The organism is Salinispora fenicalii, assembly GCF_000514815.1.
GTDB classification, from domain to species: Bacteria; Actinomycetota; Actinomycetes; order Mycobacteriales; family Micromonosporaceae; genus Micromonospora; species Micromonospora fenicalii.
The window spans coordinates 285,534-309,221 of record NZ_KI911471.1 but is presented as its reverse complement, the minus strand read 5'-3'; the positions used below and the strand labels follow the sequence as shown (position 1 = coordinate 309,221).

The window sequence follows — 23,688 nt, the reverse complement described above, 5'->3', positions numbered from 1 at the left end:
GGACATAACAGTGGCGGGACAGCACGCTGCACCACCTGCTCAGCCACACCTCCGGCCTCGGCCACTGGGACGACTACCCCATGATCGACCTGGGGCAGCGGGTTGAGCCGGGGGAACTACTGAAAACCTTTCACTCCGTGCCGCTGCAATACCCAACCGGGCAGGGCTGGAGATACAGCAGCCCGGCGTACGTGCTGTTGGCGCAGATCGTCCAACGATCCGCCGACACGCCCTACTGAGCCTTCCTGGCAGACCGCATCTTCGACCGCCTCGGCCTTACCCAGACCTTCGACTGAACCGGCGGCTCGTGGTGCTCAGCAATACCGAGGCGACCGCCCCCAGCATCCTGGAGCCGCTGCTCGCGTAGCGGCTGGCTGGCGAGAAAGTCGTCCCTACGAGGCGTGCGGCGAGCCCATGCGTAGGTAGGTGAGGACAGCCAACACTCGACGATTGGTGTCATCACTGGGTGGCAGCTCAAGCTTGGTAAGGATGTTGCCGACGTGCTTGCCGATCGCCGCCTCGGTAATGAAGAGCTTCCCGGCGATCGCCGCATTGGAGTGCCCTTCGGCGATCAGTGCGAGTACCTCACGTTCCCGGGTGGACAACGCGGCGAGCGGGTCGCGGGGGCGACGCAACAGCTGCCGTACGACGTCGGGGTCGATGGCTGTGCCGCCAGCCGCTACCCGACGCAGCGTCCCAACGAACTCGGCGACGTCGGCGACCCGGTCCTTGAGCAGGTAGCCGACCTGGCGTCCGTCGCCGCTGTTGAGTAGCGCGGACGCGTACTCGCTCTGCACGTACTGGCTGAGCACCACGACCGCTAGGTGTGGTTGTTCAGCACGCAACGCGACGGCCGTACGGAGACCGTCATCCCGGTGGTCGGGCGGCATGCGGATATCGGTCACGACCAGGTCCGGCTGGTGGGCGCGGACCGTGTCCAGCAATGCTGGCGCGGAGCCGATCGCGGCGACCACCTCAAAGTCGAATCTGGTCAGCAGGCCGACGAGCCCCTCGCGCAGCAGCACCTCGTCCTCGGCGAGCACAACGCGGGTCATAGCTGGCATGGCAGCTCCACCCGCAACACGGTAGGGCCGCCAGCCGGGCTGGCGAGCAACAACCGACCGTTGACCGCAGCGACCCGGTCGGCGAGGCCGGTCAGGCCGCTGCCGTGGCCGGGGCTGGCACCACCAGAAGAAGCTCCACCGATCGTCCCTGCCGCACCGCATTGATGACCGCCAACAGAGGTGCGGCGACAACGAGCAGCCCAACGAAGAGGGTACCGGCGATCGGGAGAGTGCTGGCGGCGTACACCAGGGCACGCCACGGCCAGGGAGAGAGCAGGTAGCCACGCCGGCGGAGCGCCGCCGCCAGGTGTCGGGGTCTGTCCACGGTCATGCGGCAACGCTAACCAGGACAGTTAGGTCGAACCAGCTGCGTAGGTGTATTCCACGGGTATACCTAGCCCTACCTCAGCCTGACTGACCAAGCCCAGTGCGAAGCCCACCGCGACGCGCTGGACTTGCCGAATGGGTTTACACCGCCTTGGCGCCCACAGCTGGCTGCTCGCTGCCCCTATCTTCCTCGCTGCAAACCTGACTACCGGTTTGGCCTGGCGTCAGCCCCGATTTAGCTGGCGCACCAACAACATCAGCGATCTGGGCAATGTGACCTGCGGGATGTGGGACACAACTCGGCCCCGTGAAGTGTGCTCGCCCTGGCATGTTGCGATGAACAGCGCCATGATCAGCACTGGGGTGCTGCTCGCGCTCGGGGTCCTTCTCACCTGGTCAGCACTCGGGCCCGGAATCGCCGCACGGACCGTGCAGCTGCTGACGCTCGCCGGCGCAGGCGGCTACCTCCTGGCCGGGGCGTACCCAGCGGATGTCAACGAGAACAAACACTTCCTCGGGGCGATACTGATCTTCTTCCTAGCCAATGTGGGCATGCTTGTGGCCGCGCTGGCCCGCCGCTCACCGGTGCTGACCTCGATGCGTCACCTCAGCCTCACCCTGGGCCTGGTCGGACTGGGCGGTACGGCCCTGTTCCTGGCCCAGATTGACCCCGGCATCGGCGTCGGCGTCGGCGGCATGGAACGAGTAGCCGTCCTCCCCCTGTTCATCTGGACATCCGCGGTGGCGGTGCGGCTCGCCCGTTGAGACGGGGTGCGGCTCCCCGGCCCGGCGACAAAGACCGCACCGTCCTGCCAGATCAGGTCGAGGCAGCCGTCGGGCAGCACCCACGGCGGAGCGCCACCAGGTGCCGTGACGCTACGCCACGCGACGACGTACGGCAGCGGCGATGCCCGTTCCTCGTACACGCCTGCGATCCTCCCCCGCAGGTACGACACGGCGGCACTCGCTCCCCGGGGAGACCTATTCCAGCTTGAAGTCAGCGAAGTCGAACCCGGGCGCCACCACACAGCTGACCAGGACCGGCTCGTCGCCCGCTGGGCTCGCTGCCTGCCACGTCCCACCCGGAATCAGCACCTGCGGACGCTGCCCGGCGGAGACATCCGCGCCGAGAGTAACGTCCCTGGACTCGTCCGCCGGCTGCTCGCCAGAACCGCCGGACCGCAGCGTCAGCGGACCGCCCGAGTGCCACAACCACAGCTCGTCCGAGCGCACCACATGCCACCGGGAGCGCTCACCGGGGTGCAGCACAAAATAGATGGCCGTAGCCACGCTACGGCTCCCGTCGTACCCGGCGGGACGCAGCGTCTGCGTCGAGCGCCACGTCTCTCGGAACCAGCCGCCCTCCGGGTGGGGCGCGAGGTCGAGCAGCGCAACCAACTCCGACCGCTGCACATCCGACACGCGAAGCTCCTCTCGCTGAGGTGATGGTGTCGCCCAAGGCGAACCTAACGTGTCCAGCTCTGCGCCGGGGAGATCCGCGCCGCCCGCCATGCCGGCACGATGCTGGCCAGCACCCCGGTCACCACCGCTGCGACCAGTAGCAGAGCCAGCTCAACTCGGCCGCCGACCTGCCGTTGGTCGCCACCGCCGCCACCGGCGCGGAAGCGGTTCCCCTTGCCGCCACGCACCAGCCGGACGTCATCTTGACGGACATCCGAATGCCCCACACCGACGGAATTACCGCCGCCCGGGCCATCCTCGCCACCTTCTGGTCCCAGCCCGAAACTCATCGCGCTAACCACGTACGACAGCGACGACTACGCGACCTGAATCCTCAATGCCGGCGCCAGCGGCTACCCGCTCAAGGATTCGATCGCCGAGGCGCTCACCGCAGCCATTCGCACCGTGCACCATGGGGAGGTCGTCCTCGCACCCGCAACCACCCGACGCCTGGCAGCCGGTCAGGCCGAGCCGCGACCGGCCCAGAAGAACACGGCCATGAATGAATTCACCCACCGGAGCGCGAAGTCTTCCACCTGATCGTGGCGGGAGCGAGCAACGCCGAGATCGCCCAACGGCTACACCTCGCCGAGGTCACGGTGAAGACCCACGTCGGCCGAGTGCTGGCGAAACTCGGCGTACGGGACCACGTCACCATCGTGATCTGGGCGTACCGCAACGGCGTCGTCCGCCAAGCCTTTCCCCGTAGCGGGTCGTGACGTTGGGTGATCAGGTGGCTTGTAGGTAGTCGGTGTTGAGGTGCCAATGCTGCTGGCCGCCAGGCTGCCCGCGTGCCCGTTCACGGCTGCTGCCGAACGATCCACCCGTGTCTTTGCGCCCAGGCGGCCGTCGGAAACCGCATCCCGGCGACCTCGGCCAGGCCCACCGCGTACTGTCTTCCTGAACAGAAGAACATGGCAGGCGAGGGGCGCTTGTCGAGCAACCGGAAGCTCAATTCCGACTGGGAGTACGACTTGCGTACGGGTACGAATCGCTGCGTCCTGATCACCGGAACGTCCTCCGGCATCGGGTTGGCCACCGCCATCGCCTGCGCCCGAGCGGGCTGGACGACCGTGGCCACGATGCGGGACACCACGCGGGCGGTGGCGTTGAACACCGCGGCGGAGACCGCCGGGGTGTCGCTGGACATCCGCGTCCTCGACGTCACCGACGACGAGTCGGTCCGGGAAGGTATCGACGCAGTGGCAGCCGAGCACGGCCGGCTCGATGCAGTGGTCAACAACGCCGGTGCCGCCCACCTCGGTACGCTGGAAAACGACAGCCTCGCCGACATCCGCGCCAGCGTCGAAGTGAACTTCTTCGGCGTGGTCCAGGTGTCCCATGCGGCGATGCCGCACCTACGGGCCAGCGGCGGCCGCCTACTGACCATCAGCAGCGTCGGCGGCAGCGTCGGGCAGCCCTTCAACGAGGCATACTGCGCCGCCAAGTTCGCCGTCGAGGGCTTCATGCAGTCACTGGCGCCGGTCGCCCGCACGGTCGGCGTGCAGGTCGGTGTCATTGAGCCTGCCGCAGTGACCAGCGAATTCGTGGCCAACGCCAACGTGGACGTCGCTGCCATGGTGGCGCAGGCCGGGCCGTACGCGCCGGCGCTGACCGCGTACGTGCAGCGGACCATGGCCAGGTACGAGGCGGAGACCGGCAAGCCCCAGACACCCGAGGACGTTGCGGCGGTGGTCATGGAGGTTCTGACCGCGCCGGAGATGCCCTTCCGGACGCAGACCTCGAACGAGGCGCGTGACTTTGTGGGCCAGTCGCTGTCGGACCTCAATGGTTCGGCCGTCCTGGGGGAGACCCAGGGCTGGGTCGGCCAGTAGGGACCGCGTCCTCCTGCTCGATGTGCGGTGGGGCCGAGCCGGCGGAAGCCGGCCGCTCCGCCGTCGGGCGAACCCGGCGTAGCAGCGACGCCGACAGCACGGCGAGGAGCACCGCCAGCCCAGCACTCACCCCGCCGGCGGTGTTGCAGCGCGACACCGAGCGCGACACCGAGTTCGGTGCTGGTCTCGGAGATCGACGACGCGGACCCGGCCCGCTGTGGTGGGGCGGCACCGATGATCAGGTCGGTACCCAACACGGCCCCGGGGCCGAACCCGAGGTAGACCAACACCAGACCGAACACTGCCAGGCCGAGCCCGCCGGCACTGCCCACCAGGCCGATCAGCGAGTAACCGGCCGCCGCGACCGCCATGCCGCCGGCCACCACGTACCCGGGTGTGACGCGCCGTGCGAACAGCGGCGCCAGCATCGACCCGACCAGCATGGCGATCGCGTACGGCACCATCCACAGGCCGCCTCGCAGCGGGGAGAGGCCCGCGACGAACTGGGCGTACTGCGCGAAGAGCAGCGCGATGCCGCCAAGGGTGGTCCCACCGAGCAGCATGATGAGCAGAGCGGCGCTGAAGGTGCGGTTGGTGAAGAGGCGGACCTCCAGCAGCGGGTGGACGAGCCGGCGCTGCCGGCGGACGAAGACCGCACCGACGACGAGGCCGACCACCATGGCCACCAGCGGTGCCCCGCCGAGGCCGTCCTTGGCCAGTTCCTTGAGACCCCAGACAACCGGCAGGACGGTGGCCAGGGAGAGCACGACGCTCATCCGGCGATCATGAACCCGTAGCTATCCATGATCCACAACAGTTGGGCGGCGTCCGGCGCCAGGTCGGCGCTCAACTGCGGTAACGCCAGGTAGAGCACGTTCAGGTCGAGTGCCAGCAGCAGCGTGGGCAGGGCTAGCACCGCGAGCCCGGCCCACTCCCGCCGGCCAGCCCGGTCTTCGTTGATGTCCATCAAGGTCCTTCGTCGAGTACGCGCACCGGCCCCAGCTCTACCCGTCGTAGTCGTCGTGCAGCCGCCACCAGCTGTACGGCGTGCCCTGCGGCCGCCCGGCCGGGGTGTCCTCCCAGGTCTCCTGCCGGCCCAGCGGGGTCAGGTCGAGCAGCGTCCAGTTGCTGCCGAGGGCCTCGACGCCACGCCCGGTGGTGAAGTACGTGCGGTACACGTCGTCGCCGTCGCGCAGGAAGACGCTCAGGCCGAAGGACTCCCCCGCCTCCGAGGTCAGCCCGAATTCGGGGTTGAAGTCGGTGCCGTAGGACGAGTACCAGGGCAACGTCCAGCCCATCCGCTCCTGAAACGGCGTGATCTCGGCCCGGGGTGCCCGTGAGATCAACGCGAGTGTGGTGTCCCGCGCGTTGAGGTGGGCCGGATGCCCGAGGTTGTCGACGAACATCGAGCAGCCCTCGCAGTGGTGCGACGCGCCGGGCGTGAGCATGAAGTGGTAGACGACCAGCTGCCGCCGCCCCTCGAACAGGTCGGCCAGGCCGACGGGGCCGGCGGGCCCGTCGAAGACGTACTCCTGCTCGATTCGGGTCATCGGCATCCGGCGGCGCTCCGCGGCGAGCGCGTCCCGGGCTCGGGTCGCCTCCTTCTCCCTGACCAGCAGCCGCTCGCGCGCGGCCTGCCACTCCTGGGTGGACACAACCGGTGGCAGGTTCACGATTTTCTCCGTTCATGGGTGCGGCCGGTCGACCCGGCTCTCTGGCCCACCCTGTCCGGCGCCGCTCTCGGTCCACTCCCAGTCCACTCCCGGTGAGATCACGGCCGATCGTCGGGCGCTGGACTACGGTGACAGCATGCGTTTCGGGCTTCTCGGTCCGCTCGGCGTCTGGACGGCGGACGGCGCACCGGTCACCGTGCCCGATGCGAAGGTCCGGCTCCTGCTCGCCGCGCTGCTGGCCCACGAGGGACAACCGGTGTCGATCGACCGGCTCCTCGAGCACGTGTGGGCGGACCTTCCACCGGCCAATCCGACCGGAGCGCTGCAGACGAAGGTCTGGCGGCTGCGGCGTGCGTTGAACGCCGCGACATCCGGCGCCCGCGACCGGGTGGTCTCCCACCCACCGGGTTATCTGCTCCGCACCGGCCCGGAGCCGACCGACGCCGAACGGTTCACCGCCTTGCTGGAGCGGGCCGCCAACACCACCGCCACGCATCACCGCGCTGCGCTCCTCGACGAGGCGCTCGGGCTGTGGCGGGGCCCGGTGCTGGCCGACTTCCCCGAGGCCCCGTTCGCCACGGCACTGGCCGCGCGGCTGGCGGAGCAACGGTTGACCGCCACCGAGGATCGGGCCGAGGCCCAGCTCGCCCTCGGCCAGCACCACCTGCACAGCGGGGAGCTCGCCGACCTGCTGGCCCGCCACCCGTACCGGGAGCGCCTGCGCGCCGTGCACCTGCGGGTGCTGTACCGCGCGGGCCGACAGGGTGAGGCGCTGGACTGCTACGACCGATTCCGCCGACAGCTCGCCGACGAGTTGGGCGTCGATCCCGGCCCCGAGCTGGTCGCCCTCCACCGGGCGATCCTGTCGCAGGACCCGGCGCTGCTCGCCCCACCGGCGACGGGCAGCCCGGTCACCATCGCGCCACCGCCGTCGGGCGCGGTGCCTCCAGCCCGGGTACGCGGAAACCTACCCGTCGCGCTGACCGAGCTGATCGGCCGGGAGACGGCGGTACACGACCTCCACCGCCTACTCGACGCCGGTCGGCTGGTAACGCTGGTGGGCTCCGGTGGGGTGGGCAAGACCCGCCTGGCGGTCGAGGCGGCCCACCAGGTAACCGGGGCGTACCCGGACGGGGTGTGGCTGGTCGAGCTCGCGGCTCTGGCAGCCGACCCGGCGGTCCTGGCCGAGGCGATCCTCGCGGTGCTCGGCGTCCGGGAGAACGCGGAGCGCTCGCCCGCGACACCGCCCGTCACGCCGGCCGAACGGCTACTGGCGGCGCTGCGCGGCCGCCGGCTCCTGCTGCTCCTGGACAACTGCGAACACGTCATCGAGCCCGTCGCCGAGCTGGCCGACCGGGTACTGCGACACGCACCGGGCGTCCGCCTGCTGGCGAGCAGCCAGGAACCGCTGGGCGTCGCCGGCGAGCAGGTGTGCGCCGTACCTCCACTGGCCCTGCCGGATCCCACGGTCGGCGACCCGGTGTTGCTCACCCGGGCGAGCGCGGTCCGGCTCTTCGTCACCCGGGCGAGAGCCGCCGCGCCCGCGTTCGCGCTCGACGAGGCGAACGCCCGGGACATCGCCGAGTTGTGCCATCGGCTTGACGGTATCCCGCTGGCGCTGGAGCTGGCCGCGACCCGGGTCCGCGCGCTGGGAGTCCACGGTCTACTGACCCGGATCGACGACCGATTCCGGGTACTGACCCGCGGGCACCGGGGCGCACCACCCCGCCAGCAGACCCTCCGCGCGATGATCGACTGGAGTTGGGAGCTGCTCGGCGAGCCCGAGCAGCTCGTCCTGCGGCGGCTCGCGGTGCACGCGGACGGCTGCACGCTGGAGGCCGCCGAGGTGGTGTGCGCCGACGATGATCTTCCTGTCGACCGAGTTCTCGAGCTGCTGGCCCGCCTGGTCGACCGCTCGCTGGTGGTCATGGCCGAGACGCCGGTCGGTCCGCGGCACCGGCTGCTCGAGTCGGTGGCGGCCTACTGCGCCGAGCGGCTGCGGGAGGCAGGCGAGGTGACGACGGTCCGCCGCCGGCACCGGCGGTACTACACCGCGCTGGCCCGGCGGGCCGACGAGGAACTGCGCGGCCCGAAGCAGCGGCGGTGGCTGGCCCGGCTCGACCAGGAGACCGCCAACCTGCGGCAGGCGCTGGACGACGCGATCGCCGACGGCGACGCTGCGGGGGCGCTTGACCTGAGCACCGCGCTGGGATGGTACGGCTACCTGCGGGGCCGGCTGCGGGAGACGCGCCGATCAATCGAGGCCGCGCTCGCTGTCGCCGGTCCCGCGCCGGCGGCGCCGCGGGCCGCCGCCGCCTGCTGGCGCACCGGGCTCGCGTTGCTGGAGCGCGGCGGCGAACACGCACCGCTGGTCGCCCCCGCGCTGAGCGACTGGCCGGCCGGGAAGGAGCTGGCGGCGCGGGCGCGGGCCGTGGCCTTCCTCGGGCTCGCCCTGCTCAACATCGGCGATGTGGCCGGCAGCACGACCCTGGTCCACGAGGTGTTGCCGGAGTTCGAGCGGCTCGGCGACCGGTGGGGCGTCGCCGCCGCGCTGAGCCTGCGGGCGAGCCAGGCACTGGCGCACGGCGACCTGGCGGCGGTACACCGGGACGGCGAACGTGCCGTCGCCCTCTTCCGCGAGTTGGGCGACCGGTGGGGCCAGTTGCAGGCGTCCTTCCCGCTCACCAACCGGGCCGAGGCCACCGGGGACTATCCGGAAGCGGCCCGGCTGCACCGGGAAGGCCTGGCGCTCGCCGAGGAGCTGGGGCTGTGGCTGGAGGCCGCGGACCGCCTCTCCGGCCTGGGTCGCATCGCGCTCCTCGCCGGCGACTACGACCGGGCCCGCGAATTCCACGAGCGCGCGCTGCGGCTGGCCACTGAGCAGAGCTGCAAACCGGCGGAGCTGTACGCGCAGATCGGGCTGGGGCTCGGTGCCCGCCGCGAGGGTCGCCTCGCCGATGCGGAGCGGCTGCTGCGGAGCGTCCTGGACTGGACCCGGCGGCCGGGCCTGGACGCCGACGTGGTGCGGGCCCTGCTCCTGGCGGAGCTGGGGTTCATCGCCGAGCTCCGGGGGTCCGCCCCCGCCGCGGGTAACCTGCACGCCGAGTCGTTCGCCCTGGCGAGCGCCGTCGGCGACCCGCGGGCGCAGGCGCTGGCGCTGGAGGGACTGGCCGGCGCGGCGACCATCGACGGCCGCCCCACGCAGGCGGCCCGGCTGCTCGGCGCAGCGGCGATGGCGCGCGACTCGGTGGGCGCGCCACTGCCAGCCGGGGAGCGGGGAGACGTGGACCGAATCACCGCCGCCGCCCGCGCCGCGCTGGGTGCCCCGGAGTTCGCCGCGGAGTTCGACCGGGGCGCGGGGCTGCGCCCCGAGCAGGCGTACGACCCCTCCTGCGCGAACAGAGCTCACCCTGTGCGAGGGGCCGGTGTGACTCGGCCACCGGCGGACGTGGGGTGACTCAGCCCGGCTCCTTCCAGGCGTGGACGACCGACCTGACAAGCAGAGCGGGGCCCACCACGCCGCCGATGACTGTCAACGCCCTCAGCTCCACGTGGCCGGTCATCGTGCCGATGAACATCGCCCCGGACAGGCCGGTAACTCCCACCGCCAAGCAGCTGCGGGTGACGATCCGAATCTTCTTCCGCCGGCTGAGAGCGGTGAAACGACGGAAGACCCCGGGTCGCCGGGAGACCGGGGGCGGCTGTGGGATCTCCGCTGGGTCGCGGGCCGGCAGGTCCACCCGAACCTGCTCGGATACCCCCTGATCCACCGCTTGGGTGGTCAAGCCCTGATAGAGGGTCGGCTCGAGGCGAATCGAGATGCCGTCCGCACCAAGGAGTTGTCGGCCGCCGTCCGGCCAGGTGAGCAGCGCGGCGCAGGTATCGTAGTGGACGGTGGCGAACTCGTCACCGCCCTTGCCGACCAGGCTCACCCCGTCGGTTCCGACGATGATTCGCTGTGCCAGTCCGCCTTTCCCGGAATACTCGGTGCCGGTCACCACGGTGGTCGAGGAGGTCGGCGCGGCGACGAATCCGGCCCAGTCCGCGGTACGCCCGTGCGGCGTCATCAGCAACGAGTCAGCGAGTACCTCCGTCGCGACCTCGTGCACCGCTTCCGGGGTAACCTCCTTGACCTGTCGTAGCAGGTCGTCGCTGGCGGTAAAGCCCTCCCCGGTGAGCAGGTCGAACGCGGCTGAGGCCAGCCGGGCGCTGTCAACGTCATCGGCGGAGAGCGCCTCCGTGGCCTTGCCGATCACCGCGGCGATGTTCGCCTCGTCAATCCGACCGACCCGGGCCTTCGCCAGTACGTCGATGAATCCGCCGAGCACCGCGTCCTGCTTCTCGGGCAGGGCGTCGGCGAGTGCGGTTATGGTCGCGTACCCGTCGCCACGCGGTTCGTAGTTGGTGGCAGCGGTGTAGGACAGCCCGTCCCGTTGCCGCAGCGCCTGAAAGAGTTCCCGCTCCAGCGCCCCGGCGAAGACGCTGGCGGTGACGCTACGGGGGGCAATGGCGTTGACGGCGGTTAGGCCGCCGGAGCCGGAGAAGAACGCCGGCGTCTGGGGCAGCGCCGACGACGGCGCTGGGACCGGCGTCCGCTGGCCGGATGGAAGGTCGATTCGCAGCCCGGCCGGTATCTCCGCCCCTGCCAGCCACAGCACCGCGTTCTCTTTGGTGAAGTAGCGCCGGGTCCAGTCCTGCAGGTCTGCCAGGGAGACCGCGTGCAGGCCCCACTCGGGATAGCTGAGCAGGCCGTGGCCACGGGCACCGTATCGCCACAGCGGCAAGCCGTCCAGGCTGGAGCCGGACTTGCTGTTCCACTCGGTGCGCAGAATCGCTTTTTCGGTCTCCAGCCGACTGGCCGGCAACTCGCGCAGACTTTCGCACACACCGGTCAGAAACGTGGAGATGTCGTCAACCGACCCCTGTAGGTGAAAGTGGGTAACGACGCTACCGGTGGTGCCGTTGTAGTGATAGTCGGCGGTCCCCAGGGGGTGCAACACGAGATGTTCCAGCAGGTGGGTGATCCCCCGGCGCGCCAGGGTCTCGTCGGCCTGACCGACCCGAAACATCAGTCCGGCGTGCGGGGTCCCCGTAGTCGGGGCAAGCAACGCCGGCACCCCGTCAACCTCCAGCTGCCGGATCATCGCCAGTCACCCTTCTTCATCGCTTCACGGCGGAAATTGTCGAACATTTCCACTGGCTCACCGAAGTATCTCCAGACGCTTTCACTGACCAGATTGCCGACCGCGGCGAAGTACGGGGCCGCGAGGGCGTGGTCGCCGAGGACGCTGTAGATCAGCGCGAATCGGCTTACCGCCTCGACCCAGCCGTGTTCCGTGCCGAACGCCGGGTGCAGCACCGATCGGGCGGCGGCTTCGTGTAGCTCTTCCCGGACCCGTTGGTCCTTGCGGTAGTCGGCCTGTTCGGAGCCCTCCAGGTCGATCAGGTGCTCGAAGTGGGCCTGGGCGACCAGACTGCCCTGTGCCGCGCCCTCCGGCACAGCCAGCATCGCCGTCCAGGCGAAGGAGTGCATCTCATCGAACGAGCCGCCCCATTTCGGACAGATTTGCTGCAGATACTGCAGCTGTCCCGGCAGATGGTGCGGGTCGCTGTCGGCGAGCCGGTCGTAGCGGCGACGTGCCTCAGCCAGGCCAAGTTCCAGACCCCGGGCGGTGAGTAGGCGGCAATACCAGATCGCCGGGTCACCCGGCTGGTGTGCGGCGGCGTCAATCAACATCCGTTCGGCGTCACGCAGGATCCGATGGAACTCGCGGAACTGGTCCTGGCTGACGTGCTGGGCCCGATAGCCGGTTCGTACCTCCCAGGCCTTCTCGATCAAGCAGTTGCCGAGCAACGCGGCGGCGAGCCCGTCGGCCGGGTCGGCCTCGACCTGACGCTGGGCGAGTGCCGCGGCCGGTGGCAGCGAGCCAGCGTAAACGATCATCCCGGTCCGGGTAGCCGGGCGCTGGCCGTCGACCACACGTCGCAGCGCGATCCAGTCACCATCCAGCACGCCAGCGCGCAGGTCGGAGAGCTCGCGGTAGGCGACAGCGAGGTCGGTGGTGAGCGCGGGCGCGGTAGACATGCGGGGGATCCTAAGCGGACCGCGGCGCAACCCACCAATCGGATTAGCGGGCCACCGCCTCCGACGCACTGACAGCGACCCGGTTTGTGGGCGTATTGCTTTAGTATGCGCCGGCTCCCGTTACAACCGCCCGGAGAGAGCCAGCTCCGTCTGATATGGAAAGGAGCCGGGCTGATAGCCGCAGGACGGTTCCTCGGCCCAGATCTCACCGGTCACCGCGTACGCCCGGGCCCGTGATCCGCCGCAGGCGGTGCGAAACTCGCAGACACCACAGCGACCACGGAGTCGATCCGGATCACGCAACGCGGTGAACAGCGCCGAATCCCGGTAGATGTCGCGGAGCGATTGGTCCCGCACATTGCCGGCCGAAACCGGCAGGAAGCCGCTGGGGTGCACATCGCCGCGGTGGGACACGAAGGCGAACCCGTTGCCGGCGCTCACCCGTAGCGGGGCGCGGCGGACCCGACCGGCGGTACCGGTCAGCCCGCGCGAATCGAGGTCGTCGCGCAGTTGCCGGTACAACTGCCCGAGGCCGAGGAGACGGACGTGATCGTCGCCCCGCCGGGCCAGCGCCTCACGTTGCAGACAGACCCGGCGGAAGTGGTGCGCCTCGGTGGTCTTGACCGCGATGGTCTCACCGAGGTCGTACAGCACGTTGAGCACATCCTCGGTCTGGGCGGCGTCCAGGCTCCGCAGCGCCTGGCCCCGCCCGGTCGGAACGAGGAAGAAGACACTCCAGAGCAGGGCGCCGAAGTCACGTACCTGGGCGGCCAGATCGGGCAGATCATGGACGTTGTCCCTGGTAACGGTGCTGTTGATCTGCACCTTGAGGCCAATGTCGGCGGCGTCGCGCCAGGCCCGCATGGTCAGGTCCCACACGCCGGGGACGCCCCGGAAGCCGTCGTGTCCGGCGGCAGTGGCCGCGTCGAGGCTCAGCGAAACCGCCCGTGCCCCGGCAGCGTGCAAGGCGGCCAGCGCCGGACGGGTGAGCGTGGGTGTGCCCGATGGCGAGACGGACACCGGCAGGCCGAGCTCAGTGCCGCGCCGGACCAACAGCTCCAGGTCGGGGCGCTGGAACGGGTCCCCGCCGGTAATCACGAACAGCGGCGCGGGCCGTCCGAACTCGGCAACCTGCATCATCAGTGCGGTGGCCTGTTCGGTGTCCAGCTCGCCGCGGTCCCGGTCGGGGCGGGCGGAGGCCCGGCAGTGCAGGCAGGCGAGCGGGCACGCCTGGGTGGCCTCCCAGATCACGATGAAGGGGCGTTCCCCGACGTTCTGCTTCGGTGTCCGTACCGGCGCACCCGGGCTCCGGCGCGGCGCCTGCTGCCGGCTCGTCATGATCGGGCGCTGCCGCCCGGTCGGCGGTGGCATCATGCCGGCTAGGCCGCTGTGTCCGACTGCTGTGGGGTCAGCCGGTCCCAGGCGGAGATCGGCAGCGCGATGACCGCGGCGGGAAACAACCCATGTTCCTCGTTGTCGATGTGCCGGTGCAGCCGGTCCAAGGCGGCCAGCACCGCCGGCCAGTCCGGTGCCGCACGGTCGACGGTACTGAGGACGCCGTGGATGTCGTCGTGCTCGTCGCAGAGCTGCTCCACCGCCTCGGTGAGGCTACCCTCGGCGCGCAGCTCGAGAAAGAGGCCGCGTTCCTCGGTTTCGGTGTGCGGCATCAACAGCGCGAGCAGGTCGTCGAGGAGATCAACGCGGTTACCGGCACCGGCCGTGATCGCCGTACGCAGGCGTCCGGCAGCGTTGGCGATCGCCTCGTGTTCGGCGGTCAGTTGCCCGATCAGCGGGAACTCCCGACAGCCGCAGTAGTTACACATGATCCGACCTCCCGACCATGATGTGGGGAATGCATCCACCTTGGCCCGATAAACCCGGAGCACCTAGGGCCGTTTGACCTGTCCCCACCCGAGACAGGTCCCGAACGCCCGGGTTCGACGGCCGGTCCGCCGCGGATGGGGCGGACCGGCCGTCGAACTACCATCCGGGACCGGGACATAGCACCCGGTGGATCACGCCGGGCGCGGTCGCGTACACCGCCTTCGACAATGCGGTCGCCTTCTCCGGTGCCGCCACCCCACCCAGCGCCGGCTCGGTGCCGCCCGACCACGCTGACTACCTGCGGGCGGTGCAACGGCTGGCGCCCCGGCAGCTGGCCAACCTCATCGTGGGGCACGCGGTCCGCGACCGCCTCCTCGCCACCCGACTGCTGGATGAGGCCGGAATGCTGTCGAGCGCGGATCGAACGGGGCTGCAGGACTTCCGGGCCGTCCTCCGTGACGCCTCGAACGCCACCACCGGCAGGTGGGATATCTCCGACGTGGAGGCCGCTGGTCACCGGCTGGCCGCCGAGGTCGAGATCCTGTGCGCCCGGCCCGCCAGTCCTGCGATGCCCGACCTGGTTGAGGTGGCCGACCTCGTCTGGGATGACCTCTCCGGGCACCTCCGCGACGCGTGTTACATCGCCCGGACCGAACCGGAAGAGATCACCGCTCCACTTCTGTGTGCCCACCGCGACCTGTGCGAGAGCCTCGACCTCGACCCGGAGGAAATCACCGACCGGCGGAACCGGCTCATCGAACGTTGCCACTACGAACGGGACGTCAGCGGGTACGTCGACCTTTCCCGCGGATAGTCGGGCGTCGAGCTTCAGGCGGTGGCTGCGCCGCCCGCCGCCCGGCGGAGCCGCGTCGCGAGGCGCTCGAACGCCGCCGCGAGTTCGTCTCCGTCGATCACCTCAAGGTCGAGGTCGAGCTGCGTCATCCACAGCGCGAGCCGATCGGGGTGGTCGGAACCCACTTCGACCTGGCAGGTGAACTCGTCAACCACCTCGATGTCGACCGGGATGCGGAACTTCGCCACGACGGTAGCGGCGGGAGCGTGTACGAGTACCCGGGCGCGATACGTCCAGGCCGCCTTACTGACCCGCCAGACGACGTACTCGACAACGTTGTCCGCCGGGATCGCACGCGGCTGAAACCGCACCCCCGTCGGCGCCTGCACCACCATGCGGTCGACCCGGAAGACCCGCCAGTCGTCCCGGTCGAGATCCCAGGCGAGCAGGTACCAGATTGCCCCCCAGCTGACCAGCCGTTGCGGCTCGGTATGCCGAACCCCTTCGCTGCCGCCCGACGTGGTGTAGCCGAACCGCAGCCGCTCGTTGCCGCGGATCGCGGCGGCGACCGCGCCGAGGACCGACAGATCCAGCGGCGGTCGCGCCCCCGGAACAACGCTCGTCGCCTCCCGCACCGCCGCAACCCGCCGACGGAGGCGCGCGGGCAGCACCTGCTCCAGCTTCGCGAGCGCGGTCAGCGATGTCTCCTCGACGCCGAGCCGTTGGGTCGCGACCGCACCCAGCCCGACCGCGACTGCGACCGCCTCGTCGTCGTCCAGCAGCAGTGGCGGCATCGCCGTACCGGCGGCCAACCGGTACCCACCCGCGACGCCCGGACGCGCGTCCACGGGATAGCCGAGCGACCGCAGCTTGGCGACGTCGGCGCGCACCGTCCTCGTACTCACCTTCAGCCGGCCGGCGAGCTCGGCGCTCGTCCAGTCACGCTTGAGCTGAAGCAGTGACAGCAATTCGAGCAGGCGAGCCGAGGTCTCCAACACGTCCCCGATCATGTCAGCGATCGCGGAAACCATCCTGCCGCATTACTGGAGAACACCGATATCGCGCAGAGGTGGCGGACTGCCCGCCCGCACATCAGCCGGCCCAGGTCAGCGACCGGAGCCCAAACAGGCTGTCCTCCCACGACCCAGCGCAGTGCACGCCCAAGCCGAATGACCTCCGGTCAGTGCGCCCGAATCTCCCAGGCCGGTAGCCGACATGAAGGCCGGCGCCGATCGCTGGGTCCACGGTCCACGCGCCCGAGCACCGTGCACGCAGTGACCGGCCGGTCGGCCGGGCGTTCAGGTTGGCCCGTTTTGACCGTGTGGCGGGCGAAGAGGGATCTTCCTCCGAACCAGTGAGCCAAATGTCGGCAGCGGCCATCTGCTACCGCTGCCTCGCGGCAACCCGGAAGAGGCGTAATCGCCCCGCATATGCGATGGTCGATTCACGTCGCAGGCTATCCCTCTGGAGGACAAAGGTGTCGATCACCGAACTATCGACAACTCAACCGACTCTCGAACAGGTGAAGAGCTCCCTGTCGGAGTTGGTGCCCATGCTGAGAGAGAAGGCGCAATGGTCGGAGGAGAACCGGCGCCTGCACGATGACTCCCTCCAGGCTCTCGCCGATGCTGGGGTATTCAAACTTCGGATGCCGCTCCGCTACGGAGGTCTCGAAGCTGACACCCGTACGTTGGTGGACGTCGGTATCCAACTCGGCCGGGCGGACGGCGCGTTGGCGTGGACCGTATCGACGTACTGGATCGCCTCGTGGATTGTGGGCTTGTTTCCAGACCGGGCGCAGGATGAGGTCTTCGCCTCACCTGACGTACGGATATGTGGTGCAGTCAGCCCCAGCGGCAGCCTGGTGCCGGTCGATGGTGGTGCCGTGCTGAACGGTTCGTGGCACTTCGTCAGCGGGGCACTGCACGCGGACTGGCAGGAACTGGCTACTATCCGACTGCGGCCGGGCGCGGACCCGGAGCCGGTTATCGCCGCGGTGCCGATGTCGAGTCTGCAGATCGTCGATGACTGGCACACCTCCGGAATGGCAGCAAGTGGCAGCGTCACCACGGCAGCGAAAGACGTGTTCGTTCCTGAGACACACATCATCCCGATGGATTCGGCGATTCGACCGAACACCCTCTCGAAGCTCGGTGCGGACTCGCCGATCTACCGAAGCCCGACGATTCTTGCTGGCTCGGCGGCCACGGTCGGAATCCTGGTCGGAATGGCAAAAGCGGCTCGCGAGGCATTCTTCGAGCGGATGCCGTCCCGGCCGATCAGGTACACCGACTACGAGCACCAAGCAGAGGCGCCGGTGACGCACATCCAGGTCGGTACCGCGGTAATGAAGACCGAGCAGGCCGAATACCACGCGTACCACGCGGCCTCACTGGTGGACGCCAAGGCCGCCAGCGGTGAGCCGTGGACGACCGAAGAGCGTGCGCGGGTACGCGCCGACGAGGGCTGGGCCACCAAGCTATCCAAGGAGGCCGTCGACATCTACGCGGCGGCCAGTGGTGGCTCCTCGATCTACCGCAATGAGCCGATCCAGCGGATCGTGCGGGACATCCACGCGATCAGCGTGCACCCGATGTTCAGCCCGGACAGCAACACTGAGACGTACGGGCGGGTGCTCTGCGGGCTACCGCCCAACACGATGTTCATCTAGTGAAGGGCCGGGGTCACCGCCGATCGGCGGTGACCCCGCGTGGCTCGCTCCTGAGCGGTCAACCCCTGCCGCTGGGATCGTTCCCGCTGATACCAGCCGGACCCGCCACTGCGCCGGTTCGGTAGTTTGTCACGTCATACTGAGGCGGGCGATGGCGTCGGGCAATGTCCCACGACCACACCTGCAACGACCCGGTCACGGCCAACGGCGGGCTCATCCGCGGCGGGTGGGTGGGTGGGGGGGTGGCCTGCCGGCGGCGTTCTTGACTCTCCCCTGCCTCACGCCGGATCCGATGCATCCTGGACGGCGATTCCCGGTAGCGGCCCTCGTCGAGTTCATGGGCCCAGACCTGCGCCACGGACATCTCCGCGTGCTCATCCCAATGCAGCACATCCAGCACCAACTGGCGTTCGGCCGCGGACAGCCTCGACAGTGGAGGTGTCTTCGGCCGGAGCGGCTGAGACACCACGGGTGGCTGCCGATGCCGGTATTGAATCGCTCGGGACCGGCCAGCCACCGGTACGCCCCAGCCATACCCACCACCGGTTCGAAAACGTCGAACGCCTCGACTAGTAGTCACGACGCAAACCGCCAGCTTTGGGCCAATCGATGGCCTCGGCAGCCACGGACCACAGTGTCATGGTGCTATCTACCCAATCGGCTCGGGCGGTGGCAACCGGCTTACCCCGCCCTCAGCCACCACGTGCGGTAGAGCTGGGAGCGGGGCCGGAACGCCGGCCGGGCACCTACCCGACATCCTGCAGATCCTCCTGGGTACGGGCTGCGGCACTGGGTCCAGCCGGCCGTCCCGCGACCCCGACGCTCGCGTCCGCCCGGGTGACATCGCCGAATTGGCTCGGCCCTGGCCGGGCATACGTGTCCTGACGGATGAGGACCAGGCAGACGATCGTAAACAACAGAAGAACGGCGACGCTGCCAACGGCCATAGCGGGAGTGAACGGCACCAGCAGGAGGGTGCTGACCAACTCCGCGAAAATCAACACGAACAGCACCCCGCGGATCGTCAAGGGTGTCAACCGAGTGCAGATCCAAGCCCCCAATGGCGCTCCCACGGCCACCACCGGCGCGGCAGTGATCCAGTAGTCAACCACGAACCCGGTGAAGTCGCGGACGACGAGCACGTGCGTCAGAAACGCAGCGATCGACACCAGCGTCATCATCACCACCGTAGTCGGGGTAGCCACCTTCTCCGACACCCGAAAGAGCAACACGAGCAGCAAGAACATGACGCAGTTCTCACCCACCCCGGCCACGCCGCTGAGCAATCCACCGGCGAATCCGGCGGCTATGACCAGATTGCGCTCCCGCCCGGTCCAGATCGGCACCGTGAAGTTTCGCCGATATCCACGCTGACGCAGTTGCATGAGTAATGCCACCGCGAGCGCCACGAGGAGCATCGTAAACAACACCCGCACCAGCTTCAGCGGCACATGTGGAGCGATCATCGTTACACTGAGCACCACGCCGAGCATTCCCGCGGTCGATCCGTACAGCACCACCCGCCGCTCGATCGGTACCCGGCACAACAGGATTGACAGCGAAGCTGCCGTCATGCCGACCGATTGGATGGCGAAGGTAAAAATACGGGCCTGATCCGGCGGCACGGTCAGCAATTTCGTCATCACCGGAAAGGCGATCGCACCACCGCCCTCGCTGGTCCCACCGCCGACCAGTGACCCGAACACCATGGTTAGCGCCACCGGCCAGTGCTCTTCGAGTCGAGTGAAGTAGCCCGACCCCCAAATCGCTGCCCAGATCAGCCACACGATCGCCGCGAGAACGGCGTTAACCAACAAAACCCTGGGCACTCGTACCATTTCCGCCGTCCCGCCTTCCGCAGTATTCCCTGAATCATCGGCCACGGTCTGGCCGTTCACAGTCGCCCATGTTCGGCAGAACCAGAAGAGCAACCCAAAGAACTAGGCGGCGGGCTCACCCCGTCATACAACTCCGGTGGCGCCTGGTGCCCTTCTGACTTCACCACCCAATCGCGCCTCGACTGGCTCACCTGGCGAAGCCGACACCAGGCCCGCGCCAGCTGGTCCCCCAGCGCGCCCGACTCAACCACCACTACGCCCTGGTCAACCAGCGGAATGCGGCTGCCGTACCAGGCCCGTCAGTCGCGTTCTTCGGCGGCCGGGCGCGTCAATGTGGCCGGTGGTGTGAACGATCTCTCGGCACCTAGAGCGTCTAGGCCGCCTGGGGTGCCGGTTCGCGGTGTCCCCTGACTTCCGCCGGGGGCATCGGACCACCCTTAGCGGTGCCGGACATATCGTCACCGTCGATTGTCACATCGAACACAAGCTTCATTCTGATAGGCTTGGTTATTGACTGGTACCAGTACAACCGGTCGCCGGACTGTCGAAGGTCGTTCAGTACCAGTTCCTCTTTTTCGCCACGGGAGATGCCCTGTAGTACACCATCTTTGGTAGACAGTTCGAGCACGGTGTGACGGGTCCCCAGCGGGGTCGACACGGCGACCTTCCAGAATCCTTCGACAGACACGACAGTTCCTCTCTGTACGGTGCGCCCCACAACAAACACCAGGTGACGCGGCGTCTCAATTGACGCCACGTGCAGCTCCTCACCAGGCTAGCCGGTACTCGTGGTCAGGAGTGTCGCCATATTGCCGTCTTGCCGCCGAGTTGGGCTCGGCGGCAGATTGCCGTAGGTGTAAAAGACCCTCGAATCACCAGAGGCAATGTGAAAGAAGCAGTTCGCGGCGCTGGCATCGGACGATGATCCCGGTGGCCAGCCGCGCGGTGTGGCCTACCCGTCTCCACCCGCCACCGTCCTTTCAAGGAGGAACATCCGGCGAGTCGGGAGCCAGGATGGTCTCGGTTTCACGGCCCGCCATTCCCAAAATTTCACAGATCGGATCTGCAGCAAAATGATGCACACCCTGTCAATTCCATCGGTTGAACAACGGCCGACGGGTTCCCGCGGTAAGGAGACCAGACCGTGCTGGGTAGACGCCTGCGCTCGATCAGTCCCGGATTAACGGCGATTTTGCTCCTGGTTACGATGTTCTTCGTCATCGACGCGCGCGTGTCGGTGGCTGGCGCTGACGAGGTTGCCCACAAGTATCGGTTCACCGAACATTCAATCGACTATCCGGAAGGCTACGACCAACTACCAAAACGGAACATTCGTGAGGTCAACGAGTCGTACCACAAGATCCGGTCCTGGATCTCCTCGGTCGGCGCGAGTATCGCCATCAACGACCTGACCGGCCACGGGGTGGCCAACAGCCTGTGCTTCGTCGATGTACGAACCAACAAAGTGGTGGTCACCTACGCGCCAACCGCGCCGGCCGCCGACCGTTTCGAACCGTTCCTGCTCGACCCGGCACCACTGCCGGTCGACCGCACGATGGCCCCGATGGGGTGCGTGCCAGGTGACTACAACCTGGACGGGCGGATGGACATCATGGTGACCTACTGGGGGCGGGTACCGATCCTGTTCCTGCGCAAGGCCGACACCGCACTGCCCGCCAACGAGGCGTACCACCGGCAGGAGATCCTGCCACAGGACTCACCGGACGGCCGCTACCACGGGCCGAAGTGGCACACCAACGCCGCTGCAGTCAATGACTTCGATGGCGACGGCAAGCCAGATGTGGTGATCGGCAACTACTTCCCCGAGTCCGATGTGCTCGATCCAGACGGCCAGGACAACGTCGAGATGAACGACTCGCTGTCCACCGCCTCCAACGGCGGCGGCCTACAGATCCTGCGCTGGCACGCGGCGACCGCCGGCGAGAATCCGTCGGTAACCTTCGTGCCGGAGCACGGCGCGGTCCCGTTCGCCAAGAGCGCCGGCTGGACCCTGGCGCTCGGCTCCGCCGACCTGACCGGTCGCGGCCTACCGGACCTGTACGTGGCGAACGACTTCACCTTCGACCACCTGCTGCACAATGTCTCCCAGCCCGGAAAGATCAAGTTCACCGCGGTGTACGGCGAGCGCAGCCACGGCACACCGAAGTCGTTCCAACTGGGCAAGGACTCGTTCAAGGGCATGGGCGTCGACTTCGGCGACCTGGACGCCAACGGCAGCTTTGACATGGTGGTCTCCAACATCACCACTGCCTGGGGGCTGGAGGAGAGCAACTTCGTCTGGATGAACCAGGCCGACTCCGAACAGGAGGCGTTGCAGAGCCTGGCCACCGGTACCGCACCGTTCGTCCAGCAGGCCCGACCGCTGGGCATGGCCTGGAGCGGCTGGGGGTGGGACGTGAAGTTCGCCGACTTCCGCAACGACGGTGACCTGGAGGTCGTACAGACGCTTGGCTTCGTCAAGGGCGACATCGGCCGGTGGCCGTGGCTGCAGGAGATGGCGATGTCCAACGACAACCTGCTGTCCAACCCGGCGATGTGGCCGAACATGCAGCCCGGCGACGACATCGCCGGCGACCAGCCGATCGCCTTCTTCGCTCGGACCGACAGCGGCGAGTTCGCCAACATCACCGAGCAACTGGGCCTGGATGTGCCGATCCCGACCCGCGGCATCGCGACGGCGGATACCCGGGCGACCGGCACCCTCGATATGGCCGTGGCCCGACAGTGGGCCGCCCCGGCGTTCTACAGCAACGAGGCACCGGACCGCGGAGACTACCTCAACCTGCGGCTGTACCGGCCGACGCTAGACGGCACCGACGCCGACCTCTCCGGCACACCGGCCTACGGGGCGACTGTCACGGTCACCACCGCCGACGGACGCCGGCAGGTGTCTCAGCTCGACGGCGGCAGCGGCCACGGCGGCAAGCGCAGCTTCGAAGTACACGTAGGACTCGGCGATGCCGCCGGCCCGGTCACCGTCGATCTGCGCTGGCGTGACCTCGGCGGCGACCTGCACAGCACCACCCAGCAGCTGTCGCCCGGCACGCACACCCTCGTGCTGACCGACCGCGTCCAGGAGGTCCCGAACCGATGAGCACCATCGCCCAACGCCAACAGACCGTCGGCACGACGACGGCCTCCGCCGAACCACCCACGTCGGCGGCGAAGGAGCCGGACCGCCGGTACCTGGCGCTGCGCAACTTCGCCATCTCCATGACCGTGTTCAACATTCTCGGGTACACCGTCCTGGGCTTCGAACAGCCGTGGCTGTGGCCGATCCTGGCGGTGCTGGTGGGTTACGTCACCGAGTTGGTCTTCGAGACCTTCAGCGCCCGGATGCAGCAGCGGGTACCACGGTACGCCGGACGCGGTGGGCGCGGCATGTACGAATTCCTGCTCCCCGCGCACATCACCGCACTGGCCTGCAACATGCTGTTGTACGCCAACGACATGTTCCTGCCGATCGCGTTCGCGGTGATCGTCGGTGTCACCGGCAAGTACGTCTTCCAGGCCCCGGTGTACGGCCGGATGCGGCACTACATGAACCCATCGAATCTGGGTATCGCCGTGGCCCTGCTCTGCTTCGGCTCCTGGATCTCGATCGCCCCGCCGTACCAGTTCACCGAGGGCGCCAACACCTTCTTCCGGATCATGATTCCGATCATCATCGTCACCGCCGGCACGGTGATCAACGCCCTGCTCACCCGCAAGGTGGCGCTGATCGTCGGCTGGCTGGGCGGCTTCGCCATCCAAGCGCTCCTGCGGCACTGGATCTGGGACGTGGCACTGTTCTCCGCGCTCGGCGTGATGGCCGGGGTGGCGTTCGTGCTGTTCACCAATTACATGATCACCGACCCGGGGACCACCCCGATCAAGCCGATCCACCAGTTCATGTTCGGTTCGTCAGTGGCCATGGTCTACGGCGTGCTGATGCTGTTCAACGTCGTCTACACGCTGTTCTTCGCCGTCGTCGTGGTCTGCGGCGCTCGCGGCATCTACTGGTGGATGGTCCATCTGCGCAAACGGGCGCAGCAACAGTCGGCCACGACACCCGCCCCCGCGCCGGTAGCCGGCGCGGCAGCGTGAGGAAGGGGCA

At 68.3% G+C, this 23,688-nt stretch carries 18 protein-coding genes and 6 pseudogenes; 9 read left to right on the top strand and 15 right to left on the bottom strand.

All coding sequences use genetic code 11. The features are described from left to right. Window positions 1-8: 8 nt before the first annotated feature. Window positions 9-236: pseudogene (locus B116_RS25500) on the top strand (serine hydrolase); the annotation flags it as partial. Between the two features lie 156 nt (window positions 237-392). Here the strand turns inward: B116_RS25500 and B116_RS0119330 are convergent. From B116_RS0119330 to B116_RS0119325, 3 genes and pseudogenes are all read right to left on the bottom strand, one after another. Beyond that, window positions 393-1,064 carry a response regulator transcription factor gene (locus B116_RS0119330; protein ID WP_027661018.1) on the bottom strand — a complete coding sequence of 224 codons (672 nt, stop codon included), beginning with the start codon at window positions 1,062-1,064 and terminating at the stop codon, window positions 393-395. Further along, window positions 1,052-1,189: pseudogene (locus B116_RS29050) on the bottom strand (sensor histidine kinase); the annotation flags it as partial. The gene B116_RS0119330 and the pseudogene B116_RS29050, both read right to left, overlap by 13 nt. Further along, window positions 1,156-1,395, bottom strand: coding sequence for a hypothetical protein (locus tag B116_RS0119325; RefSeq protein ID WP_027661017.1), 240 nt, complete (start codon window positions 1,393-1,395; stop codon window positions 1,156-1,158). The gene B116_RS0119325 and the pseudogene B116_RS29050, both read right to left, overlap by 34 nt. Window positions 1,396-1,526: 131 nt before the next feature. Between B116_RS0119325 and B116_RS0119320 the strand changes: the two genes are divergently transcribed. Next, the gene (locus B116_RS0119320) at window positions 1,527-2,156 is read left to right on the top strand and encodes a DUF998 domain-containing protein (RefSeq protein ID WP_027661016.1); all 630 of its coding nucleotides are present in this window, start codon (window positions 1,527-1,529) and stop codon (window positions 2,154-2,156) included. A gap of 11 nt (window positions 2,157-2,167) precedes the next feature. Here the strand turns inward: B116_RS0119320 and B116_RS26960 are convergent. The 3 genes and pseudogenes from B116_RS26960 to B116_RS29045 all read right to left on the bottom strand — a co-directional run. After that, window positions 2,168-2,317, bottom strand: a pseudogene (locus B116_RS26960) (AraC family transcriptional regulator); the annotation flags it as partial. Window positions 2,318-2,372: 55 nt separating this feature from the next. After that, entirely contained in the window at window positions 2,373-2,813 is a 441-nt protein-coding gene (locus B116_RS0119315) for a cupin domain-containing protein (protein WP_018719962.1), read from the bottom strand. A 44-nt stretch (window positions 2,814-2,857) separates the two neighbouring features. Beyond that, a pseudogene (locus B116_RS29045) lies at window positions 2,858-2,968 on the bottom strand (ABC transporter permease); the annotation flags it as partial. Between B116_RS29045 and B116_RS25490 the strand changes: the two are divergent. Together B116_RS25490 and B116_RS0119300 are read left to right on the top strand one after the other, a co-directional pair. After that, window positions 2,963-3,571 (top strand): annotated as a pseudogene (locus B116_RS25490) (response regulator); the annotation flags it as partial. The pseudogenes B116_RS29045 and B116_RS25490 overlap by 6 nt on opposite strands. A gap of 255 nt (window positions 3,572-3,826) precedes the next feature. Next, a complete protein-coding gene (locus B116_RS0119300) occupies window positions 3,827-4,687 on the top strand; it encodes an SDR family oxidoreductase (RefSeq protein ID WP_027661014.1) in 861 nt (286 codons plus the stop codon). Here the strand turns inward: B116_RS0119300 and B116_RS25485 are convergent. Together B116_RS25485 and B116_RS0119285 are read right to left on the bottom strand one after the other, a co-directional pair. Then, a pseudogene (locus tag B116_RS25485) lies at window positions 4,638-5,654 on the bottom strand (hypothetical protein). The gene B116_RS0119300 and the pseudogene B116_RS25485 sit on opposite strands and share 50 nt — an antisense overlap. A gap of 37 nt (window positions 5,655-5,691) precedes the next feature. Further along, window positions 5,692-6,360, bottom strand: coding sequence for a DUF899 domain-containing protein (locus B116_RS0119285; RefSeq protein WP_027661011.1), 669 nt, complete (start codon window positions 6,358-6,360; stop codon window positions 5,692-5,694). 136 nt (window positions 6,361-6,496) lie between these two features. On the opposite strand from B116_RS0119285, the gene B116_RS0119280 reads away from it, so the two are divergent. Further along, entirely contained in the window at window positions 6,497-9,817 is a 3,321-nt protein-coding gene (locus tag B116_RS0119280) for a BTAD domain-containing putative transcriptional regulator (RefSeq protein WP_027661010.1), read from the top strand. A 1-nt stretch (window position 9,818) separates the two neighbouring features. Here the strand turns inward: B116_RS0119280 and B116_RS0119275 are convergent, their stop codons facing one another. The 4 genes from B116_RS0119275 to B116_RS0119260 form a co-directional block, all read right to left on the bottom strand. Further along, window positions 9,819-11,504: a peptidase M16 family protein gene (locus tag B116_RS0119275; RefSeq protein ID WP_027661009.1), complete on the bottom strand. Its 1,686-nt coding sequence runs from the start codon at window positions 11,502-11,504 to the stop codon at window positions 9,819-9,821. After that, entirely contained in the window at window positions 11,501-12,445 is a 945-nt protein-coding gene (locus B116_RS0119270; protein WP_027661008.1) for a tetratricopeptide repeat protein, read from the bottom strand. The genes B116_RS0119275 and B116_RS0119270 overlap by 4 nt, the downstream gene beginning before the upstream one ends. Window positions 12,446-12,565: 120 nt before the next feature. After that, window positions 12,566-13,783, bottom strand: a complete 1,218-nt coding sequence (locus tag B116_RS0119265; RefSeq protein ID WP_050591896.1) for a TIGR04053 family radical SAM/SPASM domain-containing protein — start codon at window positions 13,781-13,783, stop codon at window positions 12,566-12,568. A gap of 41 nt (window positions 13,784-13,824) precedes the next feature. Next, window positions 13,825-14,268, bottom strand: a complete 444-nt coding sequence (locus B116_RS0119260) for a hemerythrin domain-containing protein (protein ID WP_018719951.1) — start codon at window positions 14,266-14,268, stop codon at window positions 13,825-13,827. 275 nt (window positions 14,269-14,543) lie between these two features. On the opposite strand from B116_RS0119260, the gene B116_RS25480 reads away from it, so the two are divergent. After that, window positions 14,544-15,083: a hypothetical protein gene (locus B116_RS25480; protein WP_027661006.1), complete on the top strand. Its 540-nt coding sequence runs from the start codon at window positions 14,544-14,546 to the stop codon at window positions 15,081-15,083. Between the two features lie 14 nt (window positions 15,084-15,097). Here B116_RS25480 and B116_RS0119250 read toward each other — a convergent pair whose 3' ends face one another. Next, window positions 15,098-16,060, bottom strand: a complete 963-nt coding sequence (locus tag B116_RS0119250) for a helix-turn-helix transcriptional regulator (protein WP_027661005.1) — start codon at window positions 16,058-16,060, stop codon at window positions 15,098-15,100. Window positions 16,061-16,497: 437 nt separating this feature from the next. Between B116_RS0119250 and B116_RS0119245 the strand changes: the two genes are divergently transcribed. Further along, the gene (locus B116_RS0119245; RefSeq protein ID WP_050565567.1) at window positions 16,498-17,733 is read left to right on the top strand and encodes an acyl-CoA dehydrogenase family protein; all 1,236 of its coding nucleotides are present in this window, start codon (window positions 16,498-16,500) and stop codon (window positions 17,731-17,733) included. Between the two features lie 746 nt (window positions 17,734-18,479). Here the strand turns inward: B116_RS0119245 and B116_RS0119240 are convergent. Together B116_RS0119240 and B116_RS0119235 are read right to left on the bottom strand one after the other, a co-directional pair. Then, complete coding sequence (locus B116_RS0119240; protein ID WP_027661004.1) at window positions 18,480-19,571, bottom strand: sulfite exporter TauE/SafE family protein; 1,092 nt, start codon at window positions 19,569-19,571, stop codon at window positions 18,480-18,482. A gap of 373 nt (window positions 19,572-19,944) precedes the next feature. Further along, on the bottom strand, window positions 19,945-20,328 hold the full coding sequence (locus B116_RS0119235; RefSeq protein WP_223874624.1) for a hypothetical protein: 384 nt from the start codon (window positions 20,326-20,328) through the stop codon (window positions 19,945-19,947). A 450-nt stretch (window positions 20,329-20,778) separates the two neighbouring features. On the opposite strand from B116_RS0119235, the gene B116_RS0119230 reads away from it, so the two are divergent. Beyond that, window positions 20,779-22,686: a CRTAC1 family protein gene (locus B116_RS0119230; protein WP_018719944.1), complete on the top strand. Its 1,908-nt coding sequence runs from the start codon at window positions 20,779-20,781 to the stop codon at window positions 22,684-22,686. Further along, window positions 22,683-23,678: a hypothetical protein gene (locus B116_RS0119225; protein ID WP_018719943.1), complete on the top strand. Its 996-nt coding sequence runs from the start codon at window positions 22,683-22,685 to the stop codon at window positions 23,676-23,678. The genes B116_RS0119230 and B116_RS0119225 overlap by 4 nt, the downstream gene beginning before the upstream one ends. Window positions 23,679-23,688: the final 10 nt, after the last annotated feature.

Coding starts and splice junctions, on each gene's coding strand:
- B116_RS0119330 (WP_027661018.1), bottom strand. CDS start 1,064: ATGCCAGCTATGACCCGCGTTGTGCTCGCCGAGGACGAGGTGCTGCTG.
- B116_RS0119325 (WP_027661017.1), bottom strand. CDS start 1,395: ATGACCGTGGACAGACCCCGACACCTGGCGGCGGCGCTCCGCCGGCGT.
- B116_RS0119320 (WP_027661016.1), top strand. CDS start 1,527: ATGGGTTTACACCGCCTTGGCGCCCACAGCTGGCTGCTCGCTGCCCCT.
- B116_RS0119280 (WP_027661010.1), top strand. CDS start 6,497: ATGCGTTTCGGGCTTCTCGGTCCGCTCGGCGTCTGGACGGCGGACGGC.
- B116_RS0119275 (WP_027661009.1), bottom strand. CDS start 11,504: ATGATCCGGCAGCTGGAGGTTGACGGGGTGCCGGCGTTGCTTGCCCCG.
- B116_RS0119270 (WP_027661008.1), bottom strand. CDS start 12,445: ATGTCTACCGCGCCCGCGCTCACCACCGACCTCGCTGTCGCCTACCGC.
- B116_RS0119265 (WP_050591896.1), bottom strand. CDS start 13,783: ATGACGAGCCGGCAGCAGGCGCCGCGCCGGAGCCCGGGTGCGCCGGTA.
- B116_RS0119260 (WP_018719951.1), bottom strand. CDS start 14,268: ATGTGTAACTACTGCGGCTGTCGGGAGTTCCCGCTGATCGGGCAACTG.
- B116_RS0119245 (WP_050565567.1), top strand. CDS start 16,498: ATGGTCGATTCACGTCGCAGGCTATCCCTCTGGAGGACAAAGGTGTCG.
- B116_RS0119240 (WP_027661004.1), bottom strand. CDS start 19,571: ATGGTACGAGTGCCCAGGGTTTTGTTGGTTAACGCCGTTCTCGCGGCG.
- B116_RS0119230 (WP_018719944.1), top strand. CDS start 20,779: ATGTTCTTCGTCATCGACGCGCGCGTGTCGGTGGCTGGCGCTGACGAG.
- B116_RS0119225 (WP_018719943.1), top strand. CDS start 22,683: ATGAGCACCATCGCCCAACGCCAACAGACCGTCGGCACGACGACGGCC.